The sequence below is a fragment of the Hydrogenophaga sp. NH-16 genome (genome assembly GCF_004006415.1).
Taxonomy (GTDB): domain Bacteria; phylum Pseudomonadota; class Gammaproteobacteria; order Burkholderiales; family Burkholderiaceae_C; genus Hydrogenophaga; species Hydrogenophaga pseudoflava.
In genome coordinates, this window is the sequence record NZ_CP029344.1 from 4,391,905 (window position 1) to 4,407,957 (window position 16,053).

The following is a 16,053-nucleotide window of genomic DNA, read 5'->3' on the forward strand; positions in this document are numbered from 1 at the left end:
CTGCATGGGGTGGCAAAACATTAACCGATTTCTGTCGCCTGCAAGCGGCCCGGGGCGGTGTATCGTGGAGCCATGGAGACACCAGAGACAACCACTCCCGGCGCAGGCGCCGGGCTGACGCTGCGCCGCGTGGCGATTGACACCTGGCGCGAAAACGTGGCCTATCTGCACCGGGACTGCGCGGTGGTGCGGGCCGAGGGCTTCCAGGCCCTGTCCAAGGTCGAGGTGCGCGCCAACGGGCGCAGCATCCTGGCCACGCTCAACGTGGTCGATGACCCTGCGCTGGTGGGCTGCCAGCAGATCGGCGTGTCCGAGGACGCATTTGCGCAGCTGGAGGTGCCCGAGGGCCATCCGGCGTCGGTGACGCAGGCCGAGCCTCCGGCCTCGATTCCGGCGCTGTTCCGCAAGATCAACGGCGAGCGGCTCAGCCGCGACGACTTCCACGCCATCGTCGGCGACATCGCCAGCCACCGCTATTCCAAGATCGAGCTCACCGCTTTTGTCGTGGCCTGCAACCGCAGCGAGCTGGACCGGGAGGAGGTCTCGTTCCTGACCGAGGCCATGGTGTCCAGTGGCCGGCGGCTGGACTGGCGCGAGCCGCTGGTGGTGGACAAGCACTGCATCGGCGGCATTCCGGGCAACCGTACCTCGATGTTGGTGGTGCCTATTGTCGCGGCCTACGGCCTGGTTTTTCCCAAGACCTCCTCGCGCGCCATCACCTCGCCGGCCGGTACGGCCGACACCATGGAGGTGCTGGCCAACGTGGAGCTGCCATTCGACCGGCTGACCGACATCGTGCGCGACCACCGGGGCTGTCTGGCCTGGGGCGGCACGGCCGACCTGTCGCCCGCCGACGATGTGCTGATCTCGGTCGAGCGGCCGCTGGCGCTCGATTCGCCCGGGCAGATGGTGGCCTCCATCCTGTCCAAGAAGATGGCGGCGGGTGCGACGCACTTGGTGCTGGACATTCCCATCGGGCCCACCGCCAAGGTGCGCTCCATGCCCGAGGCGCAGAAGCTGCGCCGCCTGTTCGAGTACGTGGCGCAGCGCCTACACCTCTCGCTGGATGTGGTCATCACCGATGGCCGCCAGCCGGTGGGCCGCGGCATCGGGCCGGCGCTGGAGGCGCGGGACGTGATGCGCGTGCTCGAAAACGACCCCGAGGCGCCCGCCGACCTGCGGCAGAAGTCGCTGCGACTGGCGGGTCGCCTCATCGAATGCAGCCCGGACGTGCGCGGAGGGCAGGGCTATGCGATTGCGCGCGACATCCTGGAGTCGGGCCGGGCGCTCAGCCGCATGCAGGCCATCATCGCGGCGCAGGGCTCGCACGGTTTCGACCACCACCATCCCGCGCTCGGGGCGCTGACCCTGGAGGTGCCCGCGGCCACCGACGGCGTCGTGATCGGCATCGACAACCTGCAGATCGCCCAGATCGCGCGACTCGCCGGCGCGCCCAAGGTCAAGGGCGCGGGTGTGGACCTGATGTGCCGGCTCGGAGACACGGTGCGTGCCGGCCAGGTGCTCTACCGCATCCACGCCGACTACCCTTCCGACCTGCACTTCGCACGCCACGCGGTCGACCGGCACTGTGGTATCTCGCTGGGCACGGCCGCCCAGATTCCCCAGGTTTTTGTGGAGTCCTGATGTCTTCTGTTCCTTTGTCGGGCGTGCTGCTGTGTTTCGACGACGAGCGCACGGTGGCGCAGGCCTGCGCCAACCAGACGGGCCTGGCGCTCGCGGTCGTGGTGCGGCACCGCTTCCCCGATGGCGAGGTGAAGGTGCGTCTGCCCGCGGTGCTGCCGCCGCGCGTGGTGGTCTGGCGCGGCCTGCACCAGCCCAACGAAAAGCTGGTGGAGCTGATGCTGGTGGCCCACGCGGCACGAACGCTCGGCGCGCAACACCTGACCCTGGTGGCACCCTATCTGGCGTACATGCGGCAGGACATCGCATTCAACCCGGGCGAGGCGGTGAGCCAGCGCATCGTCGGGGCGTTTCTGGCGGACCTGTTCGATGCGGTGATCACGGTCGATCCGCACCTGCACCGTGTGGCCACGCTGCAGGAGGCGATTCCCGTGCGGGACGCCATGGTGCTCGACGGTGCGCCGCTGCTGTCGGACCACATCGCCACCCAGTGCACCGCCGATGTGCTGTTGATCGGGCCCGATGAGGAGTCGCTGCAATGGGTGGCGCAGGCGGCCCGGCGCCACGGCTGGGAGCACGGCGTGTGCCGCAAGACCCGCCACGGCGACCGCGAGGTCGACATCGAGCTGCCCGCGCTGGCGGTTCGGGGCAGGGCGGTGGTGCTGATGGACGATGTGGCCAGTTCGGGCCACACGCTGGCGCGCGCGGCCGCGCTGCTGCGCGAGGCCGGTGCGGCGTCGGTCGACGTGGCGGTGACGCACGCGCTGTTTGCCGAAGGCGCTGTGGCGCTGATCCGGGAAGCAGGCGTGGACCGCCTCTGGAGCACCGACTGCATCCCTCATCCCAGCAACGCCGTGAGCATCGTTCCGGCCGTGGCCGCACGGCTGCTCGGCCTCTGACATCCCCTTATGCTTGCACCATGAAGCTCTACAACTACTTCCGCTCCTCTGCGTCCTTCCGCGTGCGCATCGCGCTGGCGCTCAAAGGCATTGCCTATGACTATGTGCCGGTGCACCTGGCCAAGGGTGAACACAAAAAGTCTGCGTACGCCGACATCGCCGCCGACGGTCTGGTGCCTCTGCTGGAGCTGGACGACGGCACGCGCCTGTCGCAGTCCATGGCCATCATCGAGTACCTCGACGAGACCCATCCCGAGCCGGCACTGGTGCCCGGCGATGCCATCGGTCGCGCCCGGGTGCGCGCGCTGGCGCAGTCGATCGCCTGCGAGATCCACCCGATCAACAACCTGCGTGTGCTCAAGTACCTCGCGGGCACGCTCAAGGTCGATGAAGAAGCCAAGAACACCTGGTACCGCCACTGGGTGCGCACCGGTCTGGAGGCCTTCGAGCGCCAGCTGAACCAACTGCCCGCAGGCCGCTACTGCTATGGCGACACGCCGACCCTGGCCGACTGCTGCCTGGTGCCGCAGATCTTCAATGGACAGCGTTTCAACACGCCCATGGACGGTCTGCCGCGCACCATGGCGGCGTTCGAGGCCTGCATGGCGCTGCCCGCGTTCCAGCAGGCCCAGCCTTCGGCCTGCCCGGACAACGAACCCTGATGGAATGGCCTTCCGAATGGCTGGTGCCCGACTGGCCGGCGCCCGCAGGCATCCGCGCGCTGTTCACGACGCGGGCCGGTGGGGTTTCGACACCGCCCTTCGACAGTTTCAACCTCGGTGACCACGTGCGGGACGACCCGGCGGCGGTGGCCACCAACCGCCATCGCCTGCGGGAAGCCATGGGAGCGCGCCCCGTCTTCCTGTCCCAGATCCATGGCGTGGAGGTCTCCGCGCTCCATGGCACCACCCCCGATGGCACCGAGGCCGATGCCTGCCTGACCGAACACGCTGGCGTGGCCTGTACCGTGATGGTGGCCGACTGCCTGCCGGTGCTCTGGTGCCTGCCCGACGGATCGGCGGTGGCCGCGTCTCATGCCGGCTGGCGCGGACTCGCGGGCCAGGACGGCCACGGCATTCTGGAGGCCACTTTTCGGGCCTTGCGGGCCTTGTCTGCAACGACGGCGTCACCGCTGGTGTGGCTGGGGCCTTGTATTGGTCCCAAGGCTTTCGAAGTCGGTGCAGAGGTGCGCGAGGCGTTCGTGACGGTCGACCACGATGCCGTGCGGTGTTTTGAGGCATTGCCCGCCGAAGGCAAGTATCTGGCCGACCTGCCGGCCCTGGCGCGCCTGCGTCTGGGCGCGATGGGGGTGACCCAGGTGTTCGGCAACGACGGCGGCGATGCCTGGTGCACCGTTACCCAGTCGTCACGGTTCTTTTCCCACCGCCGGGACGCCGCCCGGCTCGGCAGCACCGGCCGCATGGCCGCTAGCATCTGGAAGGTCTGAAGCCGCCTGTTGGCGCCGTGCTTCCTCGGCCGCCTCGCGCTCCCGGATGCCCTTGCGCCGTTGCGGCGTGAGCATCAGGTAAACCACCAATGAAAGCGGCACTAAACCGTAAAGAAAAAAGGTCACAATGGCTCCAAGAAAAGAGCCGTTGGTGCCAGTGGCTTCGGCCACCGACATCATCAGCACCACATAGAGCCAAGCGATCACAACCAGATACATAGCGACCTGCGACCGGGAAGTTTGTTGTCAGTTTGTTGGAAGTGAGCAGACCGACACTAGGGAAAACCCGGCCTCAAGCCCATGAGGGCTTGATAATAAGCCGCAGGACAAACATCGGAGACTTGCATGACATCTGGTAAGACACCGCAGCCCGACTGGCTGCAGGCGGCTGAGCAGTTCCAGAATCAGCTCATCCAGCAGTGGACCCAGGCCGCACAGGCCTTTCCTGGGGCGGCGCAGGGCGCCACCACTTCCCCTGATCCCTTGGCAGCCTTCAAGGCCTTCATGCCGCAGACCGGCGCGGCCCATCCGTTTGGCATGCCGATGCCGCAGATGGGGCAGTTGCCCGGCATGGGTGATCTGCTGGCCCAGGCCACCGGACACCAGGTCCGTTTTGATCCGGCCAAGCTGCTCGAGATCCAGAACCAGTACCTCAAGGACGTGGCCGGTCTGTGGAACCAGGGAGGGGCGGTCCAGCCCAAAGGGGACCGGCGCTTCGCAGACGAATCCTGGGGCAGCAACCCCGTGGCTGCCTACACGGCAGCTGTGTACCTGCTCAACGCCCGCACGCTGATGGCCCTGGCCGATGCAGTGGAGGGCGATGCCAAGACCCGCACGCGGGTGCGCTTTGCGGTCCAGCAGTGGATCGACGCCAGCGCGCCGAGCAACTTCCTGGCCTTCAACGCCGAGGCGCAGAAGAAGGCCATCGAGACCCAGGGCGAGAGCATTGCCAAGGGCGTGGCCAACCTGCTGCACGACATCAAGCAGGGCCACGTGTCGATGACCGACGAGAGCGTGTTCGAGGTGGGCAAGAACGTCGCCACCACCGAAGGCGCCGTTGTGTTCGAGAACGAGCTGTTTCAGCTCATCGAATACAAGCCGCTGACGGCCAAGGTCTACGAGCGTCCGTTCCTGCTGGTGCCACCCTGCATCAACAAGTTCTACATCCTCGACCTGCAGCCGACCAACTCATTCATCCGCTACTGCGTCGAGCAGGGCAACCGCACCTTCGTGGTGAGCTGGCGCAACCCGGACGCCTCGCTCGGCCACAAGACCTGGGACGACTACATCGAAGACGCCGTCATCAAGGCGATCACCACCACGCAGGACATCACCGGCGCCGAGCAGATCAATGCCTTGGGCTTCTGTGTGGGCGGCACCATGCTGAGCAATGCGCTGGCCGTTCTGGCTGCGCGCGGCGAGGAGCGGGTGCACAGCGCCACCTTCCTGACCACACTGGTGGACTTCACCGACACGGGCATCCTGGACGTGTTCATCGACGAGCCGTTCGTCAAGATGCGCGAGATGCAGTTTGCCCAGGGTGGGCTGATGCCGGGCCGCGACCTGGCCACCACGTTCAGCTTCCTGCGACCGAACGACCTGGTCTGGAACTACGTCGTCGGCAACTACCTCAAGGGCGAGTCGCCGCCGCCGTTCGATTTGCTGTACTGGAACTCCGACGCGACCAACCTGCCCGGCCCGTACTACGCCTGGTACCTGCGCAACATGTACCTGGAGAACAACCTCGTCAAGCCCGGCAAGACCACGGTCTGCGGGCAGAAGGTGGACTTCCGCAAGGTCAAGCTGCCGGTCTACATCTACGGCTCGCGCGAGGACCACATCGTTCCGATCGGTGGCGCCTATGCCAGCACCCAGGTGTTCCCCGGCAAGAAGCGCTTCGTCATGGGTGCTTCGGGTCACATCGCCGGTGTGATCAACCCGCCCGCCGCCGGCAAACGCAGCCACTGGACCGGACCGGCTGGCCAGTTCCCGGCCGACGTGAACGAGTGGATCGACGGCGCCACCGAACACAAGGGCAGCTGGTGGACCGACTGGGCCGCCTGGCTCAAACCCCTGGCTGGCAAGCAAATTGCTGCGCCCAAGACCTATGGCAGAGGCAAGGCGTATGCGGCCATCGAGCCGGCGCCTGGCCGCTATGTGAAGGCCAAGGCCTGAACGTCCTGACCGTTTGCGTTCATGGCTGAACGCAAACCCCCAACTTTGCTGCACCCACCCTTCAAGGAGAACCACATGGAAGACATCGTCATCGTTTCCGCCGCCCGCACCGCCGTCGGCAAGTTCGGCGGATCGCTGGCCAAGACGCCGGCCACCGAGCTCGGCAGCATCGTCATCAAGGGGCTGCTGGCACGCACTGGTCTGCCCACCGATGTCATCGGCGAAGTCATCATGGGCCAGGTGCTGGCCGCTGGCTGTGGCCAGAACCCAGCCCGCCAAGCCATGATGAAGGCCGGTCTGGCCAGGGAAACGCCGGCGCTGACCATCAACGCCGTCTGCGGCTCGGGCCTGAAGGCCGTGATGCTGGCCGCTCAGGCCGTGGCCTGGGGCGACAGCGAGATCGTGATCGCCGGTGGTCAGGAAAACATGAGTGCCAGCCCGCACGTGCTCAATGGCAGCCGCGACGGCCAGCGCATGGGCGACTGGAAGATGGTCGACACCATGATCGTCGACGGCCTGTGGGACGTCTACAACCAGTACCACATGGGCATCACCGCCGAAAACGTGGCCAAGGCCCACGGCATCACCCGCGAGATGCAGGACGCCCTGGCGCTGGGCAGCCAGCAGAAAGCGTCCGCCGCGCAGGACGCCGGCAAGTTCAAGGATGAGATCGTTGACGTGCTGATCCCGCAGCGCAAGGGCGATCCGCTGGTGTTCAACAGCGACGAGTTCATCAACAAGAAGACCAACGCCGAAGCGCTGGCCGGTCTGCGCCCTGCCTTCGACAAGGCGGGCTCGGTGACCGCTGGCAACGCCTCCGGCATCAACGACGGCGCCGCCGCCGTGATGGTGATGAGCGCCAAAAAGGCCGCCGCCCTGGGCCTGACGCCGCTGGCGCGCATCGCCGCCTTCGGCACCAGCGGCCTGGACCCCGCCACCATGGGCATGGGACCGGTGCCGGCTTCGCAAAAGGCCCTGGCCCGCGCCGGCTGGAAGGCGTCCGACGTGGACCTGTTCGAACTCAACGAGGCCTTTGCCGCCCAGGCCTGCGCGGTCAACAAGGCGCTGGACATCGATCCGGCCAAGGTCAACGTCAACGGTGGTGCCATCGCGATCGGCCACCCCATCGGTGCGTCCGGCTGCCGCATCCTGGTGACGCTGCTGCACGAGATGCAGCGCAGCGGCGCCAAAAAGGGACTGGCCGCGCTGTGCATCGGCGGCGGCATGGGCGTTTCCCTTGCTGTTGAACGCGCCTGATACCCACTACTTTTTCGCCACACGGCACCACCTAGAGGAGCACACACATGAGTCAAAAAGTCGCATACGTCACCGGCGGCATGGGGGGCATCGGTACCGCAATCTGCCAGCGCCTGCACAAGGACGGCTTCAAGGTCATCGCCGGCTGCGGCCCCACCCGCGACTACAACAAGTGGCTGGACGAGCAGAAGGCGCTGGGCTACACCTTCTACGCCTCGGTCGGCAACGTGGGTGACTGGGATTCCACCGTCGAGGCCTTCACCAAGGCCAAGGCCGAACACGGCAGCATCGACGTGCTGGTCAACAACGCCGGCATCACCAAGGACCGCATGTTCCTGAAGATGTCCAAGGAGGACTGGGACGCGGTGATGAACACCAACCTCGACTCCATGTTCAACGTGACCAAGCAGGTCGTGCCGGACATGGTGGAAAAGGGCTGGGGCCGCATCATCAACATCTCGTCGGTCAACGGTGAGAAGGGCCAGGCTGGTCAGACCAACTACTCGGCCGCCAAGGCCGGCATGCACGGCTTCTCGATGGCGCTGGCGCAGGAGCTGGCGACCAAGGGTGTGACGGTCAACACCGTGAGCCCGGGCTACATCGGCACCGACATGGTCAAGGCCATCCGCCCCGACGTGCTGGAGAAGATCGTCGCCACGGTGCCGGTCAAGCGCCTGGGCGAGCCGTCGGAAATCGCGTCCATCATCGCCTGGCTGGCCAGCGAAGAGGGCGGTTACGCCACCGGCGCGGACTTCTCGGTCAATGGTGGTCTCCATATGGGGTGATGGTGCCCATGGCACAAACATGAAACCCGCTTCGGCGGGTTTTTTGTTGCCCACAGGGATAATCCGGCCCCATGTCTGCTTCCGTTTCTCCCTGGCGCCTGTCGGTCGCACCCATGATGGGCTGGACCGACCGCCACTGCCGATACTTCCACCGCCTGCTCACCCGCCACACCCTGCTGTACACCGAGATGGTGACCACGGGGGCGCTGATCCACGGCAATGCCGCCCAGCATCTGTTCTTCAATGAAGAGGAGCATCCGGTGGCGCTGCAGCTCGGTGGCAGCGAACCGGCCGATCTGGCGGTGTGCGCGAAGCTGGGGCAGGACCGCGGCTACGACGAGATCAACCTCAACTGTGGCTGCCCGAGCGAGCGCGTGCTGCGCGGCGCCTTCGGAGCCTGTCTGATGGGCGAGGCCGCGCTGGTGCGCGACTGCGTGAAGGCGATGGTCGATGTAGTGGACGTGCCGGTGACGGTCAAGCACCGCATCGGCATCGACAAGGTCGAGAGCTACGACTTCGTGCGCGACTTCGTCGGCACGGTGGCCGAGGGCGGTTGCCAGGTCTTTCTGGTCCATGCCCGTAACGCCTGGCTCAAGGGCCTGTCGCCCAAGGAAAACCGCGAGATTCCGCCGCTGCGCTACGAGCTGGCCTACCGGCTGAAGCAGGACTTCCCCGGGCTGACCATTTCGGTCAACGGCGGCATCACGACCGACGACCAGATCGCCACGCACCTTGAACATGTCGACGGTGTCATGGTCGGCCGCGAGGCGTACCACAACCCCTGGCTGATGGCGGGCTGGGACGAGCGCTTCTATGGCGATGCCTCACGTCCGGTGCCGACCCGCGAAGCGGTCGAGCTGGCCATGATCGATTACATGGAACGCGCCCACGCACAGGACGGCGTGAACTGGTATTCGATCGCCAGCCACATGCTCGGTCTGCGCCACGGCCTGCACGGCGCGCGCAAGTGGCGCCAGGTCTGGAGCGACCACCGCCTCAAACCCCTGCCGCCGCGCGAGGTCTGGGCAATGGCCCAGGCCCATGTCGGCGCGCCGCGCGACGAAACTCCGTTCGAACCCTCTGTCTCCACCCACTGAAAGAACACCCGCCATGTCCCGTTTGCTGATCTGCGCCGTCGCACTGTCTGCCGGCCTGCTGTCCCTGAACGCCTCGGCCCAGAACGCCGTCACCGAAGCCGCTGCCAAGGAAGCCGGCGCCGTGGTCACCAAGACCGGCCTGGTCTACCGTTCGCTCAAGGACGGCAGCGGCACCAGCCCCACGGCGGCCGACACGGTCAAGGTGCACTACAAGGGCACCTTCCCCGATGGCAAGGAGTTCGACAGCTCCTACGCGCGCGGCACGCCGATCGAGTTTCCGCTGGGCCGCGTGATTCCCTGCTGGACCGAAGGCGTGCAGCGCATGAAGGTGGGCGGCAAGGCCAAGCTCACCTGCCCGAGCCAGATCGCCTACGGCGAGCGTGGTGCGGGCGGCGTGATCCCGCCCAATGCCACGCTGCTGTTCGAAGTGGAACTGCTGGGCATCGCCGGCAAGTGAGGCCGGCCGCCAGGCTCACTTGCCGGTGAGCTTGGCCTTGAGTTTGGTGATGCCGATGAAGTCCATGATGATCTTCTCGTAGATCGGCTCGGACGTGCCTTTCTCCATCTTGCGCATGAAGTACTTCTCGAAGGCCACCTTGGCCAGGTGAACCCATTTGCCCTCGCTGAACCAGCTCACGTTGCGCGGCGGGATCTGTGGCAGGGCCACGAAGGCGGCGCCGGTGTGACCGAAGTCGGCCAGACAGACGGTGTTCCAGGTGGCCTTGTGGGTTGGCTCCTGGCCGTCCAGCAGTTCGCGGATGTTGTGCGCGGTGGCCGTGACCATCGACTCGATCATGTAGCCGGTCTTGGGCGTGCCGCAAGGGATGGGCGTGGCTTCCACCGGCGGGATGGCCACGCAGACACCGACGCTGAATATGTTCCGGAATTTCGGGTTGCGCTGGTGCTCGTCGATGGTGATGAAGCCGCGCGGGTTGGTCAGCCCCTCGATGCCGAACACCGCGTCCACGCCCTTGAAGGCGGGCAGCATCATGCTGTGCTGGAAGGGCAGCACATGCTCCTTGATGGGCTGGCCCTGGTCGTTGTGTTCGGTCACGAACATCTGGCCCGCTTCCACCTTGGTGGTCTTGGCGTTGCAGATCCACTTGATGTGGCGCTGGCGGAAGGCCGATTCGAGCATGCCCTTGGAGTCGCCCACACCGCCCAGACCGAGGTGGCCGATGTAGGGCTCGGAGGTCACGAAGGTCATGGGCACCTTGTCGCGGATCTTGCGGCGGCGCAGGTCGGTGTCCATGATCATCGCGAACTCGTAGGCGGGGCCGAAGCAGGATGCGCCCTGCACCGCGCCCACCACGATGGGGCCGGGGGCCTTCACGAACTCGTCCCAGGCGAGCTTGCTGGCTTCGGCGTGGCTCACGTGGCAGACCGACTGCGTGTGACCGCCGTGCGGACCCAGACCTTCGATCTCGTCGAACGCCAGCTTGGGCCCAGTGGCGATGACCAGGTAGTCGTAGTCCACCCGGCCGCCGTCGTCCAGTTCGACCTGGTTGGTTTCGGGGTGGACCCGCCTGGCGCGCTGGATGATGGATTCGATGCCCTTGCGCTTGAGTGCCGGCGCGATGTCCACCTCAATGTCCTTGCGCTGGCGCCAGTCGACGGCCACCCAGGGGTTGGACGGCACGAAGTGGAACTTGGGGGCTTCGCTGATGACGGTCACGGTGTCGCCCGGGCGGGCGAGGGCCTTCATCTCGTAGGCCATGGGCATGCCGCCGATGCCGGCGCCCAGAATGACGATGCGTGCCATGGGGGTCTCCAGAGGTGGATCTTGAAGACCTGATCATGTATGCCCCTGGGGGTATATGACTTGAGAAAAGTCAAGCCCGGACCGAGGGAAAACCCGGCCGGCGATGGCCGGTCAGAGGCCCAGCGCGCGCAGGTCGATCAGCCCGTCGCGGACGGGCGGGCACCAGAAATAGGCGCCAGTCTGGGGTTCCGAGAAGCTGAACAGCGCATCGGTGATGCCGTCCTCGGCACCCGACATGCGCCGCAGCTGGGCTTCGAAAGCGTCGAAGGAGTGGCCGAAGGCGGCGAACACCAGGCCGCCGTTGTTGCCTTCCGCCCAGGGCATGGAGCGGCGCAGCACGAAGGCCTCGGGGTCGAAGCTCTCCTGTGCGGTGCGCTTGACGTGGGCCGACTCGGGCGCGTCTTCCAGCTCCTCGTTGCTTTCGCGCTCGCGGCCGATGGTGTGGTCCTGCTGGTGCTTGGGCATGGCTTCGAAGCGGCTCATGTGGTGGTGCCAGCGCTGCACCGCCACAAAACTGCTGCCGGCCAGATCGCCTGCTTCTTCGGGCAACAGGGCCACGGCCAGTGCCTCGTCTCCCTGGGGGTTCTCGGTGCCGTCCTCGTAGCCCGTGAGGTCCCGGCCGTGGTTGTGGTTGAAGGCGTCGGTGATGCCGGTCACGTCGAAGGCGGGGGCCAGCAGGGTTTCCAAGTGGCGGCTGCGGATCAGCAGGTCGCCGCGGTCGGTGCCGCGCAGCCAGACCAGCAGATCGGTGGGAGTTGCGGGCAGCTTGATGCGGGCACCGTCGATGCCGCAGAAGGTTTTCAGGCCGGGCACCTCGGTGCCCAGTTCGCGCACCAGCGAGGCGCCGATGCCCACCACGGTGGCCAGGCCATCGGCCCGGCTGGCCAGCCGTTTGAGCACCACGCGCGGGTCGACGCCGACCCGCAGCTGGCAGGTGAGGTAGCGCCCGTGGGCGGGAATGGGTTCGAGGATGCCGGGTTGGGCGAGGTGGGCAATGCGCATGCCCGGGATTATCGGCTCAGGTCGCCGCTTCGAGCCCGTTTCGGAAGTGCTCTTGCATGCGCTGTCGGGTGAGGTCGGCGTCGCGCGCGAGCAGGGCGGCCATGACCGCTCGGTGCTCGGCCAGCGATTCCTCGATGCGGCCGGACTTGAACAGCGAGCTGTGGCGGTTGAGCTTCATGACCTTGCGCAGATCGGCCACCATTTGCTGGCGCCAGCGGTTGTCGGCCATCTCCAGCAGACGCATGTGGAACTGCTCGTTGACGGCGAAGAAGCGGTCGCGGTTGGTGATGGCGGCCTCCAGCTCGGCGTGCAGGGTCTGCAGTTCGGTGCGCTGGGCGTCGGTGGCGCGTTCGGCCACCACGCCGGCGGCATCGGATTCGAGCAGCGACAGCAGGTGGTAGACGTCGGCCAGGTCTTTCTCTGACACTTCCGTCACGTAGGCGCCGCGGCGCACCTTCATGGTCACCAGGCCCTCGGCCGCCAACACCTTCAGCGCCTCGCGCAGCGGGGTGCGGCTGATGCCGTATTCCTCGGCCAGCTTGAGTTCGTCGATCCAGCTGCCGGGCTCAAGTTCGCGCTTGAAGATGCGCTGGCGCAGCAACTCGGCGACTTCTTCGTACAGGGCGCGGGGGGCGAGGGAGAGGGCGGACATGCAGGGATGGGTCGGGTGACAGCGGCGGCATTGTAAGCCCGCTGGAATATTTTGCATCAATAATTATGAATGATGTAAACTCCGCAGCCGGATCTGTTGCAGATCCCACACCGCTGTCCGTCCGCCAGAGCGAGCCCTTGCCATGAGCCAGAAACCCAACGAATTCGCCCCCGCCAACCTCGAAGCCTGGGCCAAGGCCGCCCAGAAATCCGCACCCGGTGGCGACGTGAACGCGCTCAACTGGGTCACGCCCGACGGCATCAGCGTCAAGCCGCTGTACACGGCTGAAGACACCAAGGACCTGCCGTACACCAACACCCTGCCGGGGTTTGAACCCTACATCCGCGGCCCGCAGGCCACCATGTACGCGGTGCGCCCCTGGACCATCCGCCAGTACGCCGGCTTTTCGACCGCCGAAGAGTCCAACGCCTTCTACCGCAAGGCGCTGGCCGCCGGCGGGCAGGGCGTGTCGGTGGCCTTTGATCTGGCCACCCACCGCGGCTACGACTCCGACCACCCGCGCGTCACCGGCGACGTCGGCAAGGCCGGGGTGGCGATCGACTCCGTCGAGGACATGAAGATCCTGTTCAACGAGATCCCGCTGGACAAGGTCAGCGTCTCGATGACCATGAACGGCGCGGTGCTGCCCATCCTGGCCGGCTACGTGGTGGCGGCGGAAGAGCAGGGCGTGAGCCAGGACAAGCTGAGCGGAACCATCCAGAACGACATCCTCAAGGAGTTCATGGTCCGCAACACGTACATCTACCCGCCCGAGCCGTCGATGAAGATCATCGGCGACATCATCGAGTACACGGCCAAGAACATGCCGAAGTTCAACTCGATCTCGATTTCGGGCTACCACATGCAGGAAGCCGGCGCCAACCAGGCGCTGGAGATGGCCTTCACCCTGGCCGACGGCAAGGAGTACGTGAAGACCGCCATCGCCAAGGGCATGGACGTGGACGAGTTCGCCGGCCGCCTGAGCTTCTTCTGGGCGGTGGGCATGAACTTCTACTTGGAGATTGCCAAGATGCGCGCGGCCCGCCTGCTGTGGTGCCGCATCATGAAGGGCTTCAACGCCAAGAACCCCAAGAGCCTGATGCTGCGCACGCACAGCCAGACCTCGGGCTGGTCGCTGACCGAGCAGGACCCGTACAACAACGTGGTGCGCACCACCATCGAAGCCATGGCGGCCGTGTTCGGTGGCACCCAGTCGCTGCACACCAACTCGTTCGACGAGGCCATCGCGCTGCCGACCGAGTTCAGCGCCCGCATCGCGCGCAACACGCAGCTCATCATCCAGGAAGAAACGCACATCACCAACGTGGTCGACCCCTGGGCCGGCAGCTACATGATGGAGTCGCTGACCCAGCAGATGGCCGACGAGGCCTGGAAGATCATCGAAGAGGTCGACGCCATGGGCGGCATGACCAAGGCGGTGGACAGCGGCTGGGCCAAGCTGAAGATCGAGGCCGCCGCGGCCGAGAAGCAGGCGCGCATCGACTCCGGCAAGGACGTGATCGTTGGCGTCAACAAGTACAAGCTCAAGCAGGAAGACGCCATCGACATCCTGGAGGTGGACAACGTCAAGGTGCGCGAAAGCCAGATCGCCCGCCTGAAGACCATCAAGGCCAGCCGCGACAATGCCGCGGTGCAGGCCGCGCTGGACGCGCTCACCGCCGCCGCCGAGTCGGATCAGGGCAATCTGCTGGACTTGGCGATCAAGGCCATCCGCCTGCGCGCCACCGTCGGCGAAGTGTCCGACGCGCTGGAGAAGATCTACGGGCGCCACCGCGCCGACACACAGAAGGTGACCGGGGTGTACGCCGCTGCTTACGACTCTGCCGAGGGCTGGGAACAGCTCAAGACCGAAATCGCCGACTTTGCCACCGCGCAGGGACGCCGCCCGCGCGTGATGATCGCCAAGCTGGGCCAGGACGGCCACGACCGCGGCGCCAAGGTCGTCGCCACTGCGTTCGCCGACCTGGGCTTCGACGTGGACATGGGCCCGCTGTTCCAGACCCCGGAAGAGTGCGCTCGCCAGGCCATCGAGAACGACGTGCACGCGGTCGGCGTCTCAACCCTGGCCGCCGGCCACAAGACCCTGGTGCCGGCCATCATCAAGGCCCTGAAAGACCAGGGCGCCGACGACATCGTGGTGTTCGTGGGCGGCGTGATCCCGCGCCAGGACTACGACTTTCTGTACGAGGCGGGCGTCAAGGGCGTCTACGGCCCCGGCACCCCGATCCCGGCCAGTGCGAAGGACGTGCTGGAACAGATTCGCAAAGCGGTGGGCGCAGCCTGACCGTCCGGACGCATCCGTGACCCCTGACCAGATCCAGGCGGGCATCGTTGGCGGTGCGCCGGCCGTCCAGCGCCGCGCCATGGCCAAGGCCATCACGCTGCTGGAGTCCACCCGCGCCGACCACCGCCAGCAGGCCGATGAGCTGCTGACCGGGTTGCTGCCGCACTCTGGCGGCGCGTTCCGTTTGGGCATCAGCGGCGTGCCAGGCGTGGGCAAGAGCACCTTCATCGAGGCGCTTGGGCTCTATCTGATCGGTCTCGGTCACCGGGTGGCGGTGCTGGCGGTCGACCCTTCGTCGTCGGTCTCGGGCGGTTCCATCCTGGGCGACAAGACGCGCATGGAGCATCTCTCGGTCCACGAGAAGGCCTACATCCGGCCGAGCCCGAGCAGCGGCACACTGGGTGGCGTGGCCGAGAAGACGCGCGAGGCCATGCTGGTCTGCGAGGCGGCGGGCTACGACGTGGTGATCGTCGAGACCGTGGGCGTGGGCCAGAGCGAGACCGCGGTGCACGGCATGACCGACATGTTCTGCCTGCTGCAGCTGCCCAACGCGGGCGACGACCTGCAGGCGATCAAGAAGGGTGTGATGGAACTGGCGGACCTCGTGGTCATCAACAAGGCCGACATCGACCCCGATGCCGCCACCCGCGCCCGCGCGCAGATTACCTCGTCGCTGCGGCTGCTGGGCCTGCACGGCAACCCTGAACACGTCCATCACGATCAGAAAGTCTGGCACCCGCAGGTGATCCAGATCAGTGCGCTGCACGGGCAGGGCGTGGACACGTTCTGGACCGCCGTGAGCGAGTTCAAGCGGCTGCAGACCGCCAACGGGCGCCTGGCCACGCGCCGCCAGCACCAGGCCTCGGCCTGGATGTGGGAGCGCATCGACGCCGGCCTCAAGCAGCGCTTTCGTGAGCACCCGCGGGTGCGCGAGGCGCTGGACCTTTTCACGCGGCAGGTGCAGGCTGGCGAGCTCGCCGCCTCCACCGCCGCACGCCAATTGCTCGAACGGTTCGACTGACGTCCACCCG

Annotated in this window: 15 protein-coding genes; 11 read left to right on the forward strand and 4 right to left on the reverse strand. The window is 66.3% G+C overall.

Annotated elements, in window-relative coordinates; genetic code table 11:
• Positions 1–72: 72 nt before the first annotated feature.
• From DD542_RS21185 to pgeF, 4 genes are read left to right on the forward strand one after another with little or no spacing between them, the layout of a single operon-like run.
• Positions 73–1,644 carry a thymidine phosphorylase family protein gene (locus tag DD542_RS21185; RefSeq protein WP_127806977.1) on the forward strand — a complete coding sequence of 524 codons (1,572 nt, stop codon included), beginning with the start codon at positions 73–75 and terminating at the stop codon, positions 1,642–1,644.
• Positions 1,644–2,540: a ribose-phosphate diphosphokinase gene (locus DD542_RS21190; protein WP_127806978.1), complete on the forward strand. Its 897-nt coding sequence runs from the start codon at positions 1,644–1,646 to the stop codon at positions 2,538–2,540. Before DD542_RS21185 ends, DD542_RS21190 begins: the two co-directional genes overlap by 1 nt.
• A 20-nt stretch (positions 2,541–2,560) precedes the next feature.
• Positions 2,561–3,202, forward strand: coding sequence for a maleylacetoacetate isomerase (gene maiA, locus DD542_RS21195; protein ID WP_066151446.1), 642 nt, complete (start codon positions 2,561–2,563; stop codon positions 3,200–3,202).
• A complete protein-coding gene (gene pgeF, locus DD542_RS21200; protein WP_127806979.1) occupies positions 3,202–3,987 on the forward strand; it encodes a peptidoglycan editing factor PgeF in 786 nt (261 codons plus the stop codon). Before maiA ends, pgeF begins: the two co-directional genes overlap by 1 nt.
• Here pgeF and DD542_RS21205 read toward each other — a convergent pair.
• Positions 3,907–4,206 carry a hypothetical protein gene (locus DD542_RS21205; protein WP_127806980.1) on the reverse strand — a complete coding sequence of 100 codons (300 nt, stop codon included), beginning with the start codon at positions 4,204–4,206 and terminating at the stop codon, positions 3,907–3,909. The genes pgeF and DD542_RS21205 overlap by 81 nt on opposite strands.
• 333 nt (positions 4,207–4,539) lie before the next feature.
• Between DD542_RS21205 and phaC the strand changes: the two genes are divergently transcribed.
• From phaC to DD542_RS21230, 5 genes are all read left to right on the forward strand, one after another.
• Positions 4,540–6,162 (forward strand): class I poly(R)-hydroxyalkanoic acid synthase, encoded by a 1,623-nt coding sequence (gene phaC / locus DD542_RS21210; protein WP_241559821.1) that lies wholly within the window; start codon positions 4,540–4,542, stop codon positions 6,160–6,162.
• A gap of 75 nt (positions 6,163–6,237) precedes the next feature.
• Positions 6,238–7,419, forward strand: a complete 1,182-nt coding sequence (locus DD542_RS21215) for an acetyl-CoA C-acetyltransferase (RefSeq protein WP_127806982.1) — start codon at positions 6,238–6,240, stop codon at positions 7,417–7,419.
• 47 nt (positions 7,420–7,466) lie between these two features.
• Positions 7,467–8,204 carry an acetoacetyl-CoA reductase gene (gene phbB, locus DD542_RS21220; protein ID WP_079365675.1) on the forward strand — a complete coding sequence of 246 codons (738 nt, stop codon included), beginning with the start codon at positions 7,467–7,469 and terminating at the stop codon, positions 8,202–8,204.
• A gap of 71 nt (positions 8,205–8,275) precedes the next feature.
• Positions 8,276–9,301 carry a tRNA dihydrouridine(20/20a) synthase DusA gene (gene dusA / locus DD542_RS21225; protein WP_066151436.1) on the forward strand — a complete coding sequence of 342 codons (1,026 nt, stop codon included), beginning with the start codon at positions 8,276–8,278 and terminating at the stop codon, positions 9,299–9,301.
• Between the two features lie 13 nt (positions 9,302–9,314).
• The gene (locus DD542_RS21230; protein WP_066151434.1) at positions 9,315–9,758 is read left to right on the forward strand and encodes an FKBP-type peptidyl-prolyl cis-trans isomerase; all 444 of its coding nucleotides are present in this window, start codon (positions 9,315–9,317) and stop codon (positions 9,756–9,758) included.
• A gap of 15 nt (positions 9,759–9,773) precedes the next feature.
• On the opposite strand, the gene DD542_RS21235 is transcribed toward DD542_RS21230, so the two are convergent.
• From DD542_RS21235 to DD542_RS21245, 3 genes are all read right to left on the reverse strand, one after another.
• Positions 9,774–11,063 carry an FAD/NAD(P)-binding oxidoreductase gene (locus DD542_RS21235; RefSeq protein ID WP_127806983.1) on the reverse strand — a complete coding sequence of 430 codons (1,290 nt, stop codon included), beginning with the start codon at positions 11,061–11,063 and terminating at the stop codon, positions 9,774–9,776.
• Positions 11,064–11,174: 111 nt separating this feature from the next.
• Complete coding sequence (locus tag DD542_RS21240) at positions 11,175–12,065, reverse strand: Dyp-type peroxidase (RefSeq protein ID WP_127806984.1); 891 nt, start codon at positions 12,063–12,065, stop codon at positions 11,175–11,177.
• Between the two features lie 16 nt (positions 12,066–12,081).
• A complete protein-coding gene (locus DD542_RS21245; protein ID WP_127806985.1) occupies positions 12,082–12,717 on the reverse strand; it encodes a GntR family transcriptional regulator in 636 nt (211 codons plus the stop codon).
• A 142-nt stretch (positions 12,718–12,859) separates the two neighbouring features.
• On the opposite strand from DD542_RS21245, the gene scpA reads away from it, so the two are divergent.
• Complete coding sequence (scpA, locus tag DD542_RS21250) at positions 12,860–15,022, forward strand: methylmalonyl-CoA mutase (RefSeq protein ID WP_127806986.1); 2,163 nt, start codon at positions 12,860–12,862, stop codon at positions 15,020–15,022.
• Between the two features lie 16 nt (positions 15,023–15,038).
• Positions 15,039–16,043 carry a methylmalonyl Co-A mutase-associated GTPase MeaB gene (meaB, locus tag DD542_RS21255; protein WP_241559618.1) on the forward strand — a complete coding sequence of 335 codons (1,005 nt, stop codon included), beginning with the start codon at positions 15,039–15,041 and terminating at the stop codon, positions 16,041–16,043.
• Positions 16,044–16,053 lie beyond the last annotated feature (10 nt).